Below are 19,285 nucleotides of genomic sequence, written 5' to 3' on the forward strand. Positions count from 1 at the left end.
TACTTTTTCGTCCAGGCGACCTCGAGCACAGCGGCCGGGCGAGGCGGCGTGGCAGGTGTAGGCGCGGCCTCCTTTTCACCCCGCGACGCGCGCGGCGCTTCCTCTGTCGCGCCCGCGTGATAAATGAGCTTGTCTGGGGACTGGGGGGAGGCGACCGGAACGCGCTGGACCCCCTTTGTCAAGCGAAGGAGGCCGCTCTTGTCAATCGTGCCCGGAACCTTACTGCTCCAGCGCTACCGCGTGGTGCGTCATCTCCGCCGCGAAGGCCTCGGTGAAGTGTTCAGCGCCGAGGACGCGAGCGCTGGCCGCCGCGTCGCGGTGAAGGTGCTCGGCGAGCCTCCGGTGCGGCTGGACCCGGGGGGCGTGCTCAGCGCGCCGGAGCGCATGCCCCTGGAGGAGGCCGGAGCGCGCTTCCGGCGCGAGGCGGCGGCGTGCCAGCGGCTGCGGGGCCCGCACACGCTGCCGTCGATCGACGGCGGCAAGGACCCGGAGCACGGCCCCCTCCTCGTGTTCGAGCTGCGCGAGGGCGAGCTCCTCGGCGACCGCCTCGCCCGGCTGGGGCCGATCCCGTTCGCCGCCCTGCACCCGCTGGTCGAGCAGCTCTGGCTGGCGATCGCCGAGCTGCACGAGATTGGCATCATCCACCGCGACATCAGCTCCACGAACGTGCTCCTCGACCGGGGCCCGGACGGCGAGCGGCTGACGCTGCTGGATCTCGGCTCGTGCAAGCTCCCGCCCGCGCTCTCCGACGAGCCGGCGAGCTTGCCGGGCCGGTGTCTCGGCGACTTCAGGTTCGCGCCGCCGGAGCAGCTCGTGAAGGGCAAGACGGTGGATCACCGGGCCGACCTGTATGCGGCCATGACGGTGGTCTTTCAGGCGCTCACCGGCGAGCTCCCCTACGCCGCGCGCAACCTGATGATGCTCGCCGACCTGAAGACGAGGACGCCGCCGCGCCGCCTCGGCAACCTCATGCCGCCGCCGGTCGACAAGCATGTCGAGGTGTTCGTGAACCGGGGCCTCGCCCACAGCCCAGACCGCCGCTTCGCCAACATCGCCGAGGTGCTCGACGGCTGGCGGGGGCTGCGCCCCGCCACCTGAACGTCGCGGCGGCATCGGCGCCGCGCCCCGCCGCTCCAGGCTGGACACCCCCCCCAGGCGATCGCGCCGCGCTCCACGGCAACGCCTTCTCTGAGCAGGAAGGCGGCCCGCGGCGCCTCCTGCCTTCCCGCTCCCCTGCCGATTTCTCCGCGCGCCCCAGCGCGTGACCGCGCCCCAGCGCGTGACCGCGCCCCACGGCGCCGGCTGAGCCCGGCCCTCCGACGGCGCGCCTGACCGGACGGCGGCCCCCTGCGCGCGCGCGCTCCGCTGCGCCTTCATCGAGGCCGGCAGCGCAGAGGTCCGTCGCCCCTACGGCCGGCGGCGGCGCGCTCATCGGGCCGCGCCGGCGCCGGCGACGTCTCACGCGCTGCCGCGGCGTTCCGGTGCGGGAGCTCCCGCCAGCGCTCCGTTCGACCAGCAGCCGCGGCTGACCATTACGATAGCGCCCTCGGTTTTCTCATCATCTCTTCGAATCTGCCCTTCGCCGCACAGGCCGGTTGCCTCGCCGCGGGTGCTTTGCGCGATCGAGCCGCTTTATCCCTCAGCATCTTACGATTCTGCGCCGTGAATCGTCTCGAGATCAGTCCGGGCCTTATCGCCTAAGGTCCTGACGGGGAATACGCCTCTTCCGATGAGAAACCGCATCTCGCAGGATTGCAGAGCGTGAGCACGCATGTTAATCCGGGGTTCGCTCGCTCGTCGCCGCGCCCGCTCGCGCGGCGCCAGGGCAACCGGATCGACGTGCTGCTCTCGTTACCGAACCGGGCGACGTGGCCCAGCCTCGTCCAGCTCAGCGTGTCCGCCTGCCGCCTGGCCGCGCCCGTGAGGCCGGTTCCGGCCTCACGGGCGTCGCCGCGGTGTGTCTCGAGACCGGCCACTCCGGGCCGGCACGTCTTCCGGGATCTCTCAACCCTCGCCGCCACCACGTTATGACGACACCTACCTACCGCTATGTCTTCCTGGGACTCTCCATCACGTCTTCGTGGGGCAACGGCCACGCCACGATGTACAGAGCGCTCCTCCGGGCCCTCGCGTCGCGCGGCCACCACGTGCTCTTTCTGGAGCGGAACCTCTCCATCTACGATCAGCACCGCGACCTGCCCAACCCGCCTTACGGCGCGACCGAGCAGTACTCGAGCGTTACCGAGCTCCGCGATCGATTCTCACGCGCGGTGCGCGAAGCCGATCTCGTGGTGGTCGGCTCCTTCGTCCCGGAAGGGGCCACCGTCGGGGCGTGGATCACGGAGGAGGCCCGCGGCAAGGCCGCGTTCTACGACCTCGACACGCCGGTCACGCTGGGCCGGCTCGCTCACGGGGACCACGCGTACCTCACGCCGGCGCTGATCCCGCGGTACGACCTCTACCTGTCGGCGACGGGCGGCCCGACGCTGGAGCGGCTGGAGCGCAGCCACGGCGCGGTGCGCGCGCGGGCCCTCTACTGTGCGGCCGACACCGACGTGTATTACCCGCAGCCGACGCCGATGCGCTGGGATCTCGGCTACCTCGGCACGTACAGCGACGACCGGCAGGCGGCGGTCGAGCGGCTCCTGCTCGAGCCCGCGCGGCGCATGCGCCGCGGGCGCTTCGCGGTGGCGGGCGCGCAATACCCGTCTTCGCTCGCGTGGCCCGAGAACGTCACCCGGACGGAGCACCTGCCGCCCGACGAGCACCGCATCTTCTACAACGCCCAGCGCTTCACGCTGAACCTGACCCGCCGGGCCATGGTCGAGTCCGGGTGGTCGCCGAGCGCGCGCCTGTTCGAGGCGGCCGCGTGCGGGACCCCGGTCCTGAGCGACACCTGGCCCGGGATCGAGACGTTCTTCCAGCCCGGCGAGGAGATCCTCCTCGTCCGCACGCCGGAGGACGTGCTCCGGAAGCTCCGGGAAATGAAGGAGGACAAGCGCCTCACCGTGGGCCAGCGGGCGCGGCAGCGCGTCTTCGCCGAGCACACGGCGATGCACCGGGCCGAGGCGCTCGAGCGCTACACCCGCGAGGCGCTCGAGGCCGCGAGCCGGACGCGGGCGCGCCGCGACCGCGACGGGCAGCTCGCCGCGGCGCACGCCGAGACGCAGAGCTGACCTGAGGCCGGCGCGGGCGCCCGCGCTCGGCGCTGGCGGCCGCGCCGCGCTCGTGCCCTTGCCGCTCGGGTCGGCGCGCAGTACGCCACGGTGGTGCGCTCCACCCCGCTTCACCCCGCCGCTCGCCTGCCCGAGGAGTGGTCGACCTCGCTGGCTGCCCGCGGAGAGCGGGCGTTCACGGCGAAGCAGGTCTTCCACTGGATCCATCGCCGCGGCGTCCTGGATCCGGCGGCGATGACGAACCTCCCGGCGCGGCTGCGCGAGCACCTCGCCGCGGAGGGGCTCGGCGAGGTGCTGACGCCCGAGCGGGTCCACCGCTCCGAGGACGGCACGCGCAAGCTGCTCCTGCGCCTCCGCGACGGCGCGACGATCGAGACGGTCCTGCTCCCGTCGGTGTCGGGGCCCGGCTCGCCGGCGCAGCTCGACGCCGACGCGGCGGCGGCCGACGACGAGGACGACGACGCGGAGGCGGAGGCCGGCGCGGCGCCGCGCGTCCGCGTCACCCAGTGCATCTCCACGCAGGTCGGCTGCGCGATGGGGTGCGGGTTCTGCGCGAGCGGCGTGGCGGGGCTCAAGCGCCACCTCGGCGCCGAGGAGATCGCGGGCCAGGTGCTGCTCGGGCGCGCGATGCTCGAGGAGGGCGAGGACCTCCGCAACGTCGTCTACATGGGCATGGGCGAGCCGCTCCACAACTACGAGAACACCGCGCGCTCGCTGCGCCTGCTCACGCACCCGGAGGGGATCAACCTCTCGACGCGGCGGGTCACGGTGTCCACGTCGGGCCTCGTCCCGGAGATCGCGCGGCTCGGCGCGGATTTCGGCGGGCAGATCGCGCTGGCGATCTCGCTGCACGCCGCGGACGACGAGACCCGCTCGGCGCTGATGCCCATCAACCGCAAGTACCCGCTCGACGAGCTGCTCGCGGCGCTGCGCGCCTACCCGCTGCCGCGGCGCCGGCGCATCACCATCGAGTACACGCTCGTCGCCGGGCAGAACGACGATCCGGCCGAGGCGCGCCGGCTGGCGAAGCTCCTGCGCGGGCTCCCGGTGAAGATCAACCTCATCCCGATGAACCCGATCGAGGCCTCCTCGCTGGGCCCGCCGGCCCAGGAGCGCGTGGCCGCGTTCCAGGAGGTGCTCACCCAGGCGGGGTACTCGTGCTTCGTGCGCCGCCGGCGCGGCGACGACGTCTCGGCGGCCTGCGGCCAGCTCGTGCTGCTCGGGGCCAAGCCCAAGGTGCGGCGCGCGCTCGGCTGAGCGCGCGGGCGCGAGGCCCGCGCGGTCAGCCGAGCGGGCCCGTGCGCGCGCTCGCCAGGCGCCGCCGTACGACGCCGTCGGGCGGCGCATGGGGGGAGCGTCGGCCGCCGCGAGCGCCTTGACGCCCCGCCGCGCGGGGGCGTAGCTGTCGGCCGTGTTGAAGAAGATCCTCGTCGCCAACCGTGGAGAGATCGCCTGCCGCGTCCTCCGGACCTGCAAACGGCTCGGGATCGCGACGGTCGCCGTGTACTCGGACGCGGACGCGGGCGCGCCGCACGTCGCCATGGCCGACGAGGCGGTGCGCATCGGGCCGCCGCCGGTCAAGGACAGCTACCTGGTCATCCACGCGATCGTCGAGGCGGCCCGCGCGACGGGCGCCGACGGCATCCACCCCGGCTACGGGCTGCTCAGCGAGAACGAGGCGTTCGCCGCGGCGGTCCTCGACGCCGGCATCGCGTTCATCGGCCCGCCGCCCGCGGTGCTCCACGTCTTCGGCGACAAGATCCTCGCGCGCGAGCAGGCGCGCGGCGCCGACGTGTTCCCGCCGCCGGGCACGGGCGGCCCGGTCGACCCCGCCGATCTCGAGTCCGCCCAGCGCGCCGCCGAGAGCATCGGCTTCCCGCTCCTGGTCAAGGCCGCGGGCGGCGGCGGCGGCATCGGCATGCAGATCGTCGCCGAGCCGGGCAAGCTCGCCCGCGCCCTCACCGCGTGCTCGGATCGCGGCCGCTCCGCGTTCGGCGACCCGCGCGTGTACATGGAGCGGTACATCGAGCGCCCGCGCCACATCGAGGTGCAGGTGCTCTGCGACGGGAAGGGCGGCGCGGTCGCGCTCGGCGAGCGCGAGTGCAGCGCGCAGCGCCGGCACCAGAAGATCGTCGAGGAGACCCCCTCCCCCGCCGCGTTCTTCCAGGGGGAGGCGGGCGAGGCCCGGCGGCGGTCGCTCCACGAGAGCGCCCTCCGGGTCGTGACCGGCGCCGGCTACATCGGCGCCGGCACCGTCGAGTTCGTCGCGGCGGAGAGCGGCGAGCTCTACTTCCTCGAGGTCAACGCGCGGCTCCAGGTCGAGCACTGCGTCACCGAGATGTGCACCGGGCTCGACCTTGTCGAGCACCAGATCCGCATCGCCTCGGGCGAGCCGCTCGCGCCGGAGGTCCGGGACCACGCGTACCGCGGCCACGCGATCGAGGCGCGGCTCTACGCCGAGGATCCGGCGAAGAAGTTCGCGCCCCAGCCCGGGCGCATCGCCGCGCTCCGCTGGCCGGCCGCGGGCGACGACCTGCGGATCGAGACCGGCGTCGCCGAGGGGCTCGAGGTGACGCCGTTCTACGATCCGCTGCTCGCCAAGATCGTCGCCCACGGGCCGACGCGCGACGACGCGATCGCCCGCCTCGACCGGGCGCTCGCCGAGACGACGATCGAGCTCGCCGGCCCGGCGGGCCCCGCCGCGACGAACCTCGCGTTCCTCCGCCAGATCCTGGCGGACGCCGACTTTCGCCGCGGGCAGTACGACACGCGCTTCGCCGAGGCGCTCGCCGCCGGCAAGAAGGCCGGATAGCGCGCCGGCCCGGGCGGCCCCGGCGCGGCGCGCCGCGATCCGGCGCGCCGCGCGCCGAATCGCGCGCGCCTGGTGCACACCTCGGCCGGCTTGAATTAAAGATGATGTCGTGAGCCACGACTTCGTCCTCGAGCCCGCCGAGCGCTGGCTCGCCCACGACCCCGATCCGGAGACCCAGAGCGAGCTGCGCCGGCTCATCGACGCGGCCAGGGCGGGCGAGGAAGGCGTCCGCGCCGAGCTCGCCGAGCGCTTCGCCGGCCCCCTGGAGTTCGGCACCGCCGGCATCCGGGGCGTCCTCGGCGCCGGCGAGAGCCGGATGAACCGCGCCGTCATCCTGCGGACGACCGCCGGGCTCGCCCGGTATCTCCTCGCCACGCTCGGCGACAAGGCGCGGAGCGCCGGCGTGGTCGTCGGCTACGACGCCCGCCGGAGGAGCCGCGAGTTCGCCGAGGACACCGCCTGCGCCCTCGCCGCCGCGGGCATCCCGAGCCACCTCTCGCCCGTCCCCTGCCCCACCCCGATCGCCGCGTTCGCGGTCGGCCACCTCGGCGCGGCGGCCGGCGTGATGGTGACCGCGAGCCACAACCCGCCCGAATACAACGGCTACAAGGTCTACTGGGACAACGCCGCACAGATCATCCCACCGCACGACACCGGCATCGCGACGGCGATCGACGCCGCGCCGCCGGCGGATCAGGTCCCGCGCATGCCCTTCGACGAGGCGCGGCAGAAGGGCCTCGTGCGCGACTTCCCCGAGGACCTCGAGGAGCGCTACCTCCGCGCGATCCTCGGCGCCTCGCCGCGGAGCGACGGCGATCGCGGCCTGCGCATCGTCTACACGCCGCTGCACGGGGTGGGCGACCGCCTCGTCCGCAAGGCGCTCGAGCGGGCGGGCTTCACGCGCGTGACGAGCGTGCCCGAGCAGGCCGAGCCGGACGGCGCGTTCCCCACGGTCACGTTCCCGAACCCCGAGGAGAAGGGCGCCATGGACCTGGCGTTCGCCCTCGCGAAGAAGGAGGGCGCCGATCTGGTCCTCGCCAACGATCCGGACGTCGACCGGCTCGCCGTGGCGGTGCGGCGCCCGGACGGCGAGCTCGTGCAGCTGACGGGCAACCAGGTCGGCGTGCTGCTCGGCCATTACCTGCTCACCGAGGGGGGCGCCGGGGGCGCCGCGAACGAGCGTCGCCTCGTGCTGGCCTCGTGCGTCTCTACCCCGCTGCTCGGCGTGATCGCCGCGTCGCTCGGGGTGCATTACGAGGAGACGCTGACCGGGTTCAAGTGGATCGCCAACCGGGCGATGGATATCGAGCGCTCGACCGGCGCACGCTTCGTGTTCGGCTTCGAGGAGGCGCTCGGCTACACGATCGGTTCGACCGTGCGCGACAAGGACGGCATCAGCGCCGCGGTGGCGCTCGCGGAGCTCGCGGCGGTGCGCAAGGCCGAGGGCAAGACGCTGCTCGACGAGCTCGAGGCGATCCACCGCAAGCACGGCCTCTACGTGAGCGGGCAGCGCTCCTACACGCTGCGCGGCGTCGACGGCGTCGAGAAGATCGCGGCGATCATGGCCGCGCTCCGGAAGAGCCCGCCGGCCGAGATCGGCGGCGTCCCCGTGGCGGCGTGGCGCGATTTCGAGGCGCGCACGCGCACCTCGGCCGACGGCCGGGCCGAGCCGCTCGTCCTGCCGCCGAGCAACGTGCTCGCGTACGACCTCGACGGAGGCAGCCGGATCATCGCGCGCCCGAGCGGCACCGAGCCGAAGATCAAGTTCTACTTCGACGTGCGCGAGGAGGTCGCCGCCGGCGAGCCGCTGGCGGACGCCGAGGCCCGCGCTGCGGCGCGGCTCGACGCGCTGGCGAGGGCGTTCTCGGCCCTCGCCGGCGTCGGCTGACGGGGGCCGTCAGCCGCCTGGGCTCGCGGGCTGACGGCCCCCGTCAGCCGCCGGGGCTGCGGAAGGCGGCGCGGCCGACGAAGAACGGGCCCATCTGGCTGATGAACTCCGCGGTCTGCCGGGTCTTCCGCATCGCCTGGACGATGTGGGAGAGCGGGTGGAGCTCCTTGCCGACGAGCCCGATCACGAACTCGTTGTCGCGGGCGTCGAGGCCGTGGCACGCGAGGCGGATGTCGTGCGCGAGGTCCTGCGCGCCGTAGGCGCGGCCGATGGTGCCGTGCTCGCGCAGGATGCTCCCCTGCTCGCGCCCGTCGAGCTTGGCGAACGTGCCGCTGCGGCGCAGCGGGTACCACACCGCCCACGGCCAGGCGGGGTTGAGGACGGTCTCGGACGGGCGCCGGAGCAGCCAGTAGTCGAGGTCCTGCTCGTAGCCGGTCGAGTACGTGCGCCCGAGCATCGTGAAGTCGGGGCGGAGCTCCAGCGCGCGGAGCTCGCCGCGGTTGAGCGCCGGCCGGACGGTCTGGACGAAGACGGCCGGGTCCTCGGCCCACGTGAGCACCGCGATCCCGCGCGGATCGCTGAGGTCCTCGTAGATCACCGCGCCCACGCGCTCGGAGGACAGCGCCTGGCCGGCCGCTGCGGTCAGCGCCGCCGGATCGGCGGCGCTGGGGCAGCGGAACACGAGCAGCTGCATGAACAGGCGGCGGTCGATGACCTGCGGCCGGCCGTCGCGCGGCGCCCCCCGCTCGGCGACGTCGATGTGCGGCAGCTCGGGCTCCGCGTGGCCGGCGCCGGGCCGGCCCGTCGTGGATTCGCTCATGCGCGTAGGCGTACCGAGGTTCGCGGAGGACGGCAACTGCGAGGCGCATCACCTCGGCCGCGGCGTGCGGGGCCTCCGCGGCGGGCCGCCCGGCCCGCGCCGCCGCCCCCTTCGCCCCCGGGTCGCGGCCCGCTCGCCCGGACGCGCGCCCCCGCAGCGCCGCGGCGCACCGCCGGAGGGCGCGCCGGCGCCCGCCGCCGCACGAAGTCGCGTAATGCGCGTTACACCTCTACCCGCCTACGGATCCCGACGCGGCCTCCCTGAGGTATGGCGTGTCGGGTCGAAAGGAGAGCTGGACAACGACGTGATCTTGCCCTGGGCCGCGGCGGCCCGTGTCGCGCGCCTGCTCCCGCGTAATCATCTCTTGCCATCGAGCCCGACTCACGCTCCCCTGCAATGAACAACCACGACTCCTGGAGTTGCCCCGACGATGTGCTCCCGGGACGAGCTTCCCGCCCGAGACTGCACGCGCCGCGCCCGCGATGGGGCTCGGCGTCGCCGGGGCTTCCCGCCGTAGGTTCGCCGCGATGAAGACGTACGATACGAAGAGCAAATCCTCGATCCCCCCCGGCAAATGCAAAGGGACGTTGCTGGTCAACCTCCGGTCGTTCGTCACGACGAACCGCGACGCGGGGGCCTGGGAGCGGCTGGTGACCTCGCTGCCCAAGTCAGACCGGGACGTACTGAATCAGCCGCTGCTGGCGAGCAGCTGGTACCCGATCGGCGTCTGGAACCGGGCCCTGCGAACGCACGTGCGGACAGCGAACGACCAGGCCGCCGAGATCAAGCGGTTTGCCCGCTACGTCGCGGATCGCGACCTCAATACGGTGTTGAAGTTCGCGCTCTCGATCGCGATGCCCGACACGATCGTCGCCCGCACTGGAATGTTCTGGTCGCGCTACTTCGACGCCGGCAAGGTCTTCCCGCGGATGGTGAAGCCGCGGGAGTGGGTGCTGACCATCACGGGCCCCACCGGGGACGACGAGGGGCCCTCGGCGATGAACTGCGGAGACGGCGTCTGCGGCTGGGTCGAGCAGGCGCTGCTCTTGTGCGGCGCGTCCACCCCGAAGGTGACGCACCAGCGGTGCCGGTTCCGCGGGGCGACCGAATGCCTCTCCGAGGTGGTCTGGTGAACGACCTGCGGGGGCTCGGCCTTCGCTTCGTGCTTCGTCCCGCCGGCGCCCTCGTTTGTCTATTGACTTCTTCCTCCGCCCCGATCCAGACTGGTGCAGGCGGGACACATATGTACACGAAGCCTCTCATGGCGAGGTCATCGTGCTGGCTCGTTCGTCCAGTGAGCCTGGGCGTCAGCATCGTGCCCGCGCCGCGACTTGTCTCCTGACGGCCGCTGGCCGGTCAGCCTGAGGGGATGTGGTGGGGTGGAGACCGGCGGGCAGTCACGAGGGAGATTGACCCAGCAACCCTCCAGGTAATTTCATGCTCTCACCTCGCTCGCAGCGGCACAAGGAAGTCAAGGACAGCCTTAAGGCGACGCCGCATCCGGTCTGGGTCGAGGACATGCTCGAGTCCCTGGCCGATCAGTGGAAGGCGGCGGTTTATACGCCGCCGATTGCGCGGACGTTGACGGAGCCTGTCGACCACGAGACCTGGAGCGTGCTGATCCGGGAGTTCTTCTGTGTGGTCGAGGCGTTCCCGAAGTACATGGGGCTCAGCCTTGCCAAGACGACCTACGGCCAGACGCCGCGCGATTTCCTGGTGCGCGACTGGCTCATCGGCAACATCCGGGTCGAGGCGCTGCACGTGCGTTGGTACCTCGACTGGGCGGCGGGGCACGGCATCAGCGCCTCGGAGATCACGAGCCACCGTCCGACGCCGGAGGTCGCGTCGCTCTTCGAGTGGCTCTGGTCGGTGTCGTACCGCGGCTCGCTCGCGGAGGCGGTCGGCGCGGTCAACTATGCGATCGAGGGCATCACGGGCGAGTGGTCGCGCGTGGTGTTGCCGGCGTTCACGAAGCTCTACGGCGAGGGGAGCAAGTCGCTGACGTGGCTCGCGGCGCATGCGAACTACGACGACGCGCACCCGCGCGAGGCGCTGGAGATCGTGAAGCTCGCGACGACGTCGGCGGAGGAGATCCGCCGGGTGCATTCGAGCGTCGCGCGCTCGCTCGAGCTGTTCGAGCGCGCCCTGAAGGCCTGCAGCGTCCCGCACCGCGGCGGCAGCTGACGCCGTCCCCCGCCGCTCCCCGCCGCCCTTCCCGCGCCCGCCCCATCGCCGCCCTGCGCGGCTGCCCGACCTGCGGAGCCGGGGATAAGAATTCTCCTGACAAGCCATCAGGAAACAAGGCATTCGCTGCACACTCCAGCTGCGCGACGGCAGCAGAAACCGTCAGAATTCCTGGCTCGCGGCGCTCCGAGGCACGGCAGAAACCGATCGGCTCACGACGAGAAACGTCCCAGACGCCGAGAGCCCCAAGCGATCTTCTTCACCCATCTTCTCGCGCCTTCACACTCATCCGGCGCTGGAGCGCCCCTCCCGCCGCGTGTCCGCCGCGGGCCGGCGCTCTCGCACGCGCCCCGCCGGCTCCCTCCCCCCGCCACTTGGAACCCAGAGCGGGGCTCACCCGCACAGGAGACGGGCCCAGATCGGCGTTTTCGGCGCACAGGCGTACTCCAGTACGCCGAGCACCGAAAACGCCGAGATGGGCTCGTATCCGCAGCGGGTGAGCCCCGCTCTAGCGGCCGTAGACGGCTTTGCGGACCTTCTTCTTGAGGTCGTCGAGCACGAAGGGCTTCGTGATGTAGTGGCGCGCGCCGGCCTGGATGCCGGCGATGACGTCCATCGGATCCGACTTGGCGGTCAGGAAGATGATCGGCACCCGCCGCATCGAATCGTCCTCGCGGAGCCGCTTCGTCATGCTCACCCCGTCGAGCTTCGGCATCATGATGTCCACGATCACCAGATCCGGCCGCGGCTCCTGCTGGGCCAGCGCGAGACCGTCGACCCCGTTCGTCGCGATCACGGTGTCGAACTCGTCGCTGAGGAATCGGGCGATCATCGTCGCCGTGTCCTCCTCGTCCTCCACCACCAAGACTCTCTTTTTTGTCGAGGGCACCATTGGCGCCGGGAAAGATAGCGCGAAGCGGACGACGGGGGCCGTGTGCCGGGATTTTTTTCGAGGAGATTCAACGCTGAGCGATTTTCTTCATCGTCAGCGCAACCGCCGCGCGCGTCGGCGGCGCGCGGCGACGAGGGCGCGCTGCGACGCACCGCCCTGCCAGGAGCTGGGCTGTCCCGGGCGCGCCGCGCGACGCCGCGAGCGCCGCCGGCGCCAGCAGCGCTCTCGTCGCGCCCGCTGCGAAGCGGCTCGGGTCAGGCCGCGCCGGCCGCCGCGCGCTCGAGGAGCGACGAGAGGCGGTCGAGCGGCATCGGCTCCATGAACGTGCTGCCGATGTCGCGCATCAGCACCGTCCGGACCGACGAGCCGCGGCGCTTCTTGTCGAGCGACAGGAAGCGCAGCGCGGCGGAGACCGGCTCGTCCTCGAGCCGCGTGGGCAGCCCGAGCCGGGCGAGCAGGCGGACCACCCGGTCGGCCGCCGCGCGGTCGGTCACGCCGAGCGAGCAGCCGACGCGGAGCATCGCCACCATGCCGAGCGACACCGCCTCGCCGTGCGCCAGCCGGACGAACCCGCCCTCGGCCTCGAGCGCGTGCCCGAGCGTGTGGCCGAAGTTCAGGAGGGCGCGGTCGCCCGACTCGCGCTCGTCGCGGGCGACGATGGCCGCCTTCACGGCGATCGAGCGGCGGATGAGCTCGGCGAGGAGACCGGGGTCGCGCGCGAGGACGCGGTCGGCCTCGCGCTCGAGCAGCGCGTGCAGCTCCGGATCGGCGATGCAGGCCGACTTCACCACCTCGGCGAGCCCGCTCCGGAAGGCGCGGTCGGTCTCGGTCGCGAGCGCCGCCGGGCTCGCGACGACCGCCGACGGCTGGTGGAAGGTGCCGACGGCGTTCTTCGCGGGGCCGAGGTCGACCCCGGTCTTGCCGCCGACCGAGGCGTCGACCATCGAGAGGAGCGTGGTCGGCGCCGCGACCCAGCGGACGCCGCGCAGGAGCGTGGACGCGGCGAAGCCGCCGATGTCGGTCACCACGCCCCCGCCGTGCGCGAGCACCACCGCGTCGCGATCGGCGCCCGCGTCGATCATCGCCGTGAGCGCCGCCTCGACGGCGGCGAGCCGCTTGTGCTCCTCGCCGGGCGTGAGCACGGTGACCGCCGCGGCCGGCTTCGCGTGCGCCGCGAGCGCGTCGAGCAGCGGCGCGCCCCAGAGGCGGCTCACGTTCTCGTCCGTGACGACGAAGACCGACGACGGCGAGAGCGCGGCGACGGCGTCGGCCGCGGACGCCGCCCCGTCGGCGGCGATGCGCACGGCGTAGCTCTTGTCGCCGAGCGGCACGAAGAGCGGGCGATCCGCGTAGGCGCGGAGGACGCGCGCGGCGACGTCCTCCGGGGAGACGCCGTCCGTCACGACGCGCGCGTGGGCCTCGGCGTAGACGGAGGCGCGCGCGGAGAGGAGCTCGCGGACGCGCGCCTCCCGATCCGGCGCGCCGTCGAGCAGCGGGCGGCCGCCGCTCGGCGTGCGCGCGGCGATCGTGCGCGGGGTCGCGCTGAGCGCGACGACGCAGCCGCGCTCGAGCGCCTCGAGGCGGAGCGCGGGATCGACCAGGGCGCCGCCGCCGAGGGCGATGACGCGCGGGCCCCGCGTGGCGAGGAGCCGGCGCAGGGTCGCCGCCTCGAGCGCGCGGAAGGCGGCCTCGCCGCGGGTGGCGAAGAGCGACGGGACGCCCTCGCCGGCCTCGGCCGCGATGGCGTCGTCGAGGTCGATGAACGGGAGGCCCGCGCGCGCGGCGGCGATGCGGCCCACGGTGGACTTGCCGGTCCCCATGAAGCCGGTGAGCAGGAGCGGAGGAGCGTCGGGGAGGAGTTCCATGGCCTTCAGTACGAGCGGACCTGCTGGAGGTAGGTGTCGACGTTGCGCGAGAGCTCGGTGAGGCTGTCGCCGCCGAACTTCTCGAGCAGGGCGGCGGCGAGCGTGATCGCCACCATCGCCTCGCCGACGACCGAGGCGGCCGCGACGGCGCAGACGTCGCTCCGCTCGAAGGCGGCGTCGAACTGCTCCTTGGTGCGCACGTCGACCGAGGGGAGCGCGCGCTTCAGCGTCGCGATCGGCTTCATGGCGGCGCGGCAGATGAGCGGCATGCCGTTCGTGATGCCGCCCTCGAGGCCGCCGGCGCGGTTCGACGGGCGGGTGAACGCGTGCGCCCCCTGGTCGTACGCGATCGGGTCGTGCACCTCGGAGCCCGAGATGCGCGCGGCCTCGAAGCCGATGCCGATCTCGACGCCCTTGATCGCCTGGATGCTCATCAGCGCCTGCGCGAGCCGGCCGTCGAGCTTGCGGTCCCACTGCACGTGGCTGCCGAGCCCGGGCGGCAGGCCGGTGGCGATCACCTCGAAGACGCCGCCGAGCGTGTCGCCGCGGTGCGCGGCCTCGCGGATGGCGTCGCGCATCGCCTGCGCCGCCTCGGCGTCGACGCACGCGAGGTCCGAGGCGCGGGCGCGCTCGCGGAGCTCGGCGAGCGGGAGATCGCCCGCGCCCGAGGCCGCGGAGATCGTCGACCGCACGGGGCCGATCGAGAGGACGTGGGCGAACACCTCGACGCCGACCGACCGGAGGAGCTTGCGGCAGACGCCGCCCACCGCGACCCGCGCCGCGGTCTCGCGCGCGCTCGCCCGCTCGAGCACGTCCCGCAGGTCCTTGCGGGCGTACTTCAGGCCGCCGGCGAGGTCCGCGTGGCCGGGGCGCGGGCGGGTCAGCGCCTCGGGCGGCTCGGGGAACGGCTCCGGGCCCATCCGCCCCGCCCAGCTCGCGTGATCGCGGTTCTCGATCACCATGGCGATGGGGCCGCCGAGCGTCTCGCCGCCGCGCACGCCGGCGACGAGGCGGACGCGATCGGTCTCGATCTTCATCCGCCCGCCGCGCCCGTAGCCGCGCTGGCGCCGCGCCAGATCCTCGTCGATGTCCTCCGCGAGGAGCGGCATGCCCGCCGGAATGCCCTCGACGGTCGCCACGAGCTCCGGCCCGTGCGACTCGCCGGCCGAAAGCCACCTGAGCTGCGTCATCGTGTGGAAAACCTCCTCTGCGCCCGGAACCCCGGGCCAAGCCTGCTGCGTATTACAGGTCGATCTGCTCCACGTCGACGCCCTGGGTGGCGGAACGGCCCGCGCCGCCCTTTTCTGCTCCGGGGGAAGCAGCGGAGAGGGCCGCGGGGGCGGCGGCGGGGGCGGCGGGAGACCGGCCGGCGCCGTCCGCGACGACCGGCTCGCCCAGGAACCGGGTCGCCACCGCGGCGAAGCTCTTCGGCAGATCGGTGACGAGCAGCGCGAGGCCGCCCGGCGCGGTCCGGGAGGCGGCGAGCCCCCGCTCGGCGAGGAACGACGCCACGTCCTCCGCCGTCGCGGACGCGCTGTCCACGATCGGGAGGGGGCCGCCGGCCAGCGACGCCGCCTCGGCCTCGATCGCCGCGCGGAGGAGCGGGAAGTGCGTGCACCCGAGCACGACCGAGCGGGCGCCCGCGCCGATGAGCGGCTCCAGGTAGCGCCGCGCGACGAGCCGCGGGACCTCGCCCTCGACCCAGCCCTCCTCCGCCAGCGAGACGAGCAGCGGGGCCGCCTGGCCGGCGACCTCGGTGCGGGTGCTGAGCGACGCCACGGCGCGGGGGTAGGCGCCCGACGCGATCGTCCCGGCCGTCCCGAGCACGCCGATCGTGGCGCCCCGCGAGGCGGCGACGCCGGCGCGCGCGCCGGGCAGGATGACCCCGAGGACGGGCAGATCGAGCTCGACCCGGAGCATGTCGATCGCGACGGCGCTCACCGTGTTGCACGCGACGACGATCGCCTTGACGCCGCGCCCGATGAGCACGCGCGCGCAGCCGAGCGCGTAGCGGACCACCGTCTCGGGCGACCGGGTGCCGTACGGGACGCGCGCCGTGTCACCGAGGTAGACGATGTCCTCCGCGGGGCACCGCTCGCGGAGCGCGCGCACGACCGTGAGGCCGCCCAGGCCCGAGTCGAACACGCCGAGCGGCGCGTCGCGGTGGGACGTCACGGCTCCTCGATGCGGAAGAGGTGCACCGGCTCGCGGAGGAACTCCTCGCGCGCGACGGCGTCGAGCGCGCTCCGCACGAGCCCCTCCTGCGCGTCGTGCGTGATGAGCACCACGTCGACCGCGGGCTCGCGCGCCGCCGCGCCCGAGCTCCGCTTGGTCGGCCCCTGCTGCACGATCTGCTCGATGCTGACGCCGGCGTCGCCGAGCGCGCCGGCGATCCGCCCCATGACGCCCGGGCGGTCCTCGACCGCGAAGCGCAGGTAATACCGCGAGACGATCTCGCTGAGCGGGCGGACCCGGCGAGGCTTGATCGACATGCCGCGGCCCTGCATGCCGGCGACGCCCGAGGCGATCGAGCGCGCGACGTCGAGGACGTCGGAGACGACGCTGACCGCGGTCGGCAGATCCCCGGCGCCGCGGCCGTAGACGAGCGACGGGCCGACGGCGCGCCCCTCGAGGAGCACGGCGTTGAGCACGCCGGAGACGTTGGCGAGCACGCTCTGCTTCGGGATCAGCGTCGGGTGCACGCGCAGCTCGATGGCGTCGCCGAGGTCGCGGCCGATCGCGAGGTGCTTGATCGTGTAGCCGAACCGATCGGCGTAGAGGTGGTCGGCCTCCTCGATGGTGCGGATCCCGGACGTGTGCACGTCGGCGGCGTCGACCTGCGCCCCGAAGGCGAGCATCGCCAGCACGATCAGCTTGTGCGCGGCGTCGTGGCCGTCGACGTCGAGCGACGGATCGGGCTTCTCGGCGTAGCCGAGGTCCTGCGCCTCGCGCAGCGCGGCGTCGAACGACGCGCCCGTGTCGCGCATGCGCGTGAGGATGTAGTTGCAGGTGCCGTTCACTATCGCGGTGACGCGCTCGACCCAGTCGCTCGCGAACGCGTCCCGGAGCGTGCGGATGATCGGGATGCCGCCGCCGACCGCCCCCTCGAACGCGAGGTCGACCTGGCGCGCCGCCGCCCGCGCGAGGAGCGCGGGGCCGTGGGCGGCGAGCAGCAGCTTGTTCGCGGTGACCACGCCCTTGCCGCGATCGATGGCGCGCTCGATGAGCTCGCGCGCGGGCGTCTCGCCGCCCATCACCTCGACGACGAGGTCGATCGCGGGGTCGTCGACCACGTCGGCGGGGTTCGTGGATAGCAAGCCGCGATCCAGGGCCGAGACGCGCTCCTTCTCGAGGTCGCGCACGACCACGCGCTTCACCACGAGGGGCACGCCAGCGCGCTCCGCCAGGTAGCCGGAGTTCTCGGCGAGGAGGCGGAGGACGCCGCCGCCGACCGTCCCACAGCCGAGGAGCCCGATCTGGATCGGCGCGCCGCCGCGCAGGCGCCTGCGATCGCTGGCGGCGTGGGGTTCAGGGTTCAAGTTCAAGGGCGAGCCGCCTTCCGTCTTCATGCGCGCGGAGCTTAGCGCTTCTCGCGCCGAGAGGTGACGCCTATGCTGCGAGGGCCATGGCGGAAACGATCAAGGGCGTTCTTGGCGACGAGTTCAGGTTCCACGTGGGCGAGGACGGGGGCGCCGTGGAGCGGGGGCCGCTGCTCCCGCTGCGCGTGCTCGTGGTCGCCGATCTCACCCCGCGCGATCCGCACAACGCCGGGGCGAGCCCGCCCACGGGCGCGGCCCGCGTCGACGCGGGCCGGTTCGACAACCTCTTCGCGGCGCTCCGGCCGCGGATCGCGATCGAGGTGCCGAGCGTGCTCGCGGGCGGCCGGCCGGCGCGCGTCGACCTGTCGCCCACCAGCCTGAAGAGCTTCCGGCCCGACGCGCTCTGCGCCGAGGTGCCGCTCCTGCGCTCGCTCCTCGACGGCCGACGCGTCCTCGATCGGCTGCGCGACGGCTCGGCCACGCTCGAGCAGGCGCGCGCCGAGCTCGATCGGCTCTGGGGCGGCTCCCCGCTCGTTCGCGACATCCTCGGCCTGCTCCCGGCCGCGGGCGCGGGCGCGCCTCCGGGCCGCCCCGCGGCGCCCGCGGCGGAGCGGCCCGCCGCGCCGGCGCCCGCGCCGGCCTCCGACGTGGACGCGCTGCTCTCGATGGTCGACCTCGGCGGCGGGGACGCCGGCCCGGCGCCCGCGGAGGCGGCGCCGGGCGGCCCCGGCCCGAGGCCCGCGGAGGGGGGGCGGTTCGCCGAGCTCATCGCGACCGTGGCGGCGAGCGCCCGCCCGCGCGCGGGGCAGCCCGCGCGCCCCGCCGAGGCGCTCGCGCAGCTCGAGCGCGCGCTCGGCGCGCAGCTCGGCGCGATCCTGCAGCACCCGGAGGTGCGGCGCCTCGAAGAGGCGTGGCGGGGGCTGAGCCTGCTCGTGGACCGCGTGAAGGCGGCGGAGGGCGTCCGGGTCGAGGTCGTCAGCGCGCGGCCGGACGAGGCGGCCAGCGCGCTCGCGCGGGTGCTCGCGCAGACGGCGAGCACCGAGCCGCCGGCGTCGGTCGCGATCGTGGACGTCGCGATCGACGGCAGCGCCGCCGCGCTCGCGCGCCTCGAGGAGGTCGCGCGCGTCGCCGAGGCGCACGCGCTCCCCGCCGTGGTGAACGGCGACCCGCGGCTGCTCGGGGTCGACGGCCTCGGCGGCGTCGAGCGGCTCGACAACAAGGCCGCGCTGTTCGGCGCGCCGCACCGGGCGCCGTGGCGCGCCGCGGCGGCGCGGCCGTGCATGCGGTGGGTCGCGATCGCCATGAACCGCGTGCTCGGCCGCATGCCTTACGACAAGTCGACCTCGCGGATCCGGGAGGCGGCGATCGTCGAGCAGCCGGGCGACGAGGGCGGCCGCGTCTGGATCTCGCCGGCGTACGTCGTCGGCGCGCTGATCGCGGCGAGCTTCCGCGAGACGGCGTGGCCGTGCCGCATCGCGGGCGCGAAGGGCGGCGGGGTGCTCGGGGACCTGCCGGTGCACGAGGTGAAGGGCGCGTACGAGGGCGACGAGGGCGTCGCGATCCCGACCGAGGCGTTCGTGTCGACGGACACCCAGCGCGATCTCTCGAAGAGCGGTGTGCTCCTGCTCGCGTCGGCCCCGAACAGCGACGCGGTGTACGTCCTTACCGCGCCGACGGCCTATGTCCCTCCGGAGAAGCGCACGTACGACGGCTCCACGGCCGAGCCCGAGGCGCGCCTCGAGCGCGTCTCGCTCGTCGACCAGCTGTTCGTCGCGCGCGTGGTGCAATTCCTGCGCGCGCTCGCTGCGAAGCTGCCGGCGGACAGCGACCCCGCCGAGGTCCAGCCGGTCGTCGAGGGGGCGCTGTGGACGCTGTTCGAGAACGCCCCGCCGGCCAGCATCGAGCTCGCGGTGAAGGCCGGCCGCGGCCAGGGCGGGGCCGAGGTATCGGTGACGGTGCGCCCGCGCCGTTTCCTCGGCGTCGGGCTCGACGAGGTGTCGCTCGAGATGCCGCTCGGCTGAGGCAGGATTGACGCCGCCCGGTCGGCGGGTGAAGAATCGCCGCATGCGGCTCCGCGTCGCGATCCTCATCTCCGTCCTGAGCACCCTC

Annotated in this window: 14 protein-coding genes; 8 read left to right on the plus strand and 6 right to left on the minus strand. The window is 73.7% G+C overall.

The window, feature by feature from the left end; translation table 11 throughout:
• The first annotated feature begins 207 nt into the window (after nt 1-207).
• The 5 genes from NQZ70_RS30320 to NQZ70_RS30340 all read left to right on the plus strand — a co-directional run bounded on the left by NQZ70_RS30320 (nt 208) and on the right by NQZ70_RS30340 (nt 7,876).
• Complete coding sequence (locus tag NQZ70_RS30320; RefSeq protein ID WP_237245686.1) at nt 208-1,098, plus strand: serine/threonine-protein kinase; 891 nt, start codon at nt 208-210, stop codon at nt 1,096-1,098.
• A gap of 929 nt (nt 1,099-2,027) precedes the next feature.
• Nucleotides 2,028-3,176, plus strand: a complete 1,149-nt coding sequence (locus NQZ70_RS30325) for a glycosyltransferase (protein WP_129577336.1) — start codon at nt 2,028-2,030, stop codon at nt 3,174-3,176.
• 93 nt (nt 3,177-3,269) lie between these two features.
• Nucleotides 3,270-4,433 carry a 23S rRNA (adenine(2503)-C(2))-methyltransferase RlmN gene (gene rlmN, locus NQZ70_RS30330; protein WP_129577337.1) on the plus strand — a complete coding sequence of 388 codons (1,164 nt, stop codon included), beginning with the start codon at nt 3,270-3,272 and terminating at the stop codon, nt 4,431-4,433.
• Between the two features lie 154 nt (nt 4,434-4,587).
• A complete protein-coding gene (locus tag NQZ70_RS30335) occupies nt 4,588-5,988 on the plus strand; it encodes an acetyl/propionyl/methylcrotonyl-CoA carboxylase subunit alpha (RefSeq protein ID WP_129577338.1) in 1,401 nt (466 codons plus the stop codon).
• Nucleotides 5,989-6,097: 109 nt separating this feature from the next.
• Nucleotides 6,098-7,876 (plus strand): phospho-sugar mutase, encoded by a 1,779-nt coding sequence (locus NQZ70_RS30340; protein WP_129577339.1) that lies wholly within the window; start codon nt 6,098-6,100, stop codon nt 7,874-7,876.
• Between the two features lie 43 nt (nt 7,877-7,919).
• Here NQZ70_RS30340 and NQZ70_RS30345 read toward each other — a convergent pair whose 3' ends face one another.
• The gene (locus NQZ70_RS30345) at nt 7,920-8,696 is read right to left on the minus strand and encodes a chlorite dismutase family protein (RefSeq protein ID WP_129577340.1); all 777 of its coding nucleotides are present in this window, start codon (nt 8,694-8,696) and stop codon (nt 7,920-7,922) included.
• Nucleotides 8,697-9,223: 527 nt separating this feature from the next.
• Between NQZ70_RS30345 and NQZ70_RS30350 the strand changes: the two genes are divergently transcribed.
• Together NQZ70_RS30350 and NQZ70_RS30355 are read left to right on the plus strand one after the other, a co-directional pair.
• Nucleotides 9,224-9,829, plus strand: coding sequence for a hypothetical protein (locus NQZ70_RS30350; RefSeq protein WP_237244180.1), 606 nt, complete (start codon nt 9,224-9,226; stop codon nt 9,827-9,829).
• 304 nt (nt 9,830-10,133) lie between these two features.
• Nucleotides 10,134-10,880 (plus strand): TenA family transcriptional regulator, encoded by a 747-nt coding sequence (locus NQZ70_RS30355; RefSeq protein ID WP_129577341.1) that lies wholly within the window; start codon nt 10,134-10,136, stop codon nt 10,878-10,880.
• A 508-nt stretch (nt 10,881-11,388) separates the two neighbouring features.
• Here the strand turns inward: NQZ70_RS30355 and NQZ70_RS30360 are convergent.
• From NQZ70_RS30360 to NQZ70_RS30380, 5 genes are all read right to left on the minus strand, one after another.
• Entirely contained in the window at nt 11,389-11,742 is a 354-nt protein-coding gene (locus NQZ70_RS30360; RefSeq protein WP_129577342.1) for a response regulator transcription factor, read from the minus strand.
• A gap of 284 nt (nt 11,743-12,026) precedes the next feature.
• Nucleotides 12,027-13,637, minus strand: coding sequence for a 3-dehydroquinate synthase (gene aroB, locus NQZ70_RS30365; protein WP_129577343.1), 1,611 nt, complete (start codon nt 13,635-13,637; stop codon nt 12,027-12,029).
• Nucleotides 13,638-13,642: 5 nt separating this feature from the next.
• Nucleotides 13,643-14,827: a chorismate synthase gene (aroC, locus tag NQZ70_RS30370; RefSeq protein WP_129577344.1), complete on the minus strand. Its 1,185-nt coding sequence runs from the start codon at nt 14,825-14,827 to the stop codon at nt 13,643-13,645.
• A 52-nt stretch (nt 14,828-14,879) separates the two neighbouring features.
• Complete coding sequence (murI, locus tag NQZ70_RS30375; protein WP_129577345.1) at nt 14,880-15,812, minus strand: glutamate racemase; 933 nt, start codon at nt 15,810-15,812, stop codon at nt 14,880-14,882.
• Complete coding sequence (locus NQZ70_RS30380) at nt 15,809-17,182, minus strand: homoserine dehydrogenase (protein ID WP_272826042.1); 1,374 nt, start codon at nt 17,180-17,182, stop codon at nt 15,809-15,811. The genes murI and NQZ70_RS30380 overlap by 4 nt, the downstream gene beginning before the upstream one ends.
• 80 nt (nt 17,183-17,262) lie before the next feature.
• Between NQZ70_RS30380 and NQZ70_RS30385 the strand changes: the two genes are divergently transcribed.
• The gene (locus tag NQZ70_RS30385; RefSeq protein WP_129577347.1) at nt 17,263-19,197 is read left to right on the plus strand and encodes a type VI secretion system contractile sheath domain-containing protein; all 1,935 of its coding nucleotides are present in this window, start codon (nt 17,263-17,265) and stop codon (nt 19,195-19,197) included.
• Nucleotides 19,198-19,285 lie beyond the last annotated feature (88 nt).

Source organism: Sorangium sp. So ce836, from assembly GCF_028553905.1.
Lineage (GTDB): Bacteria > Myxococcota_A > Polyangia > Polyangiales > Polyangiaceae > Sorangium > Sorangium cellulosum_D.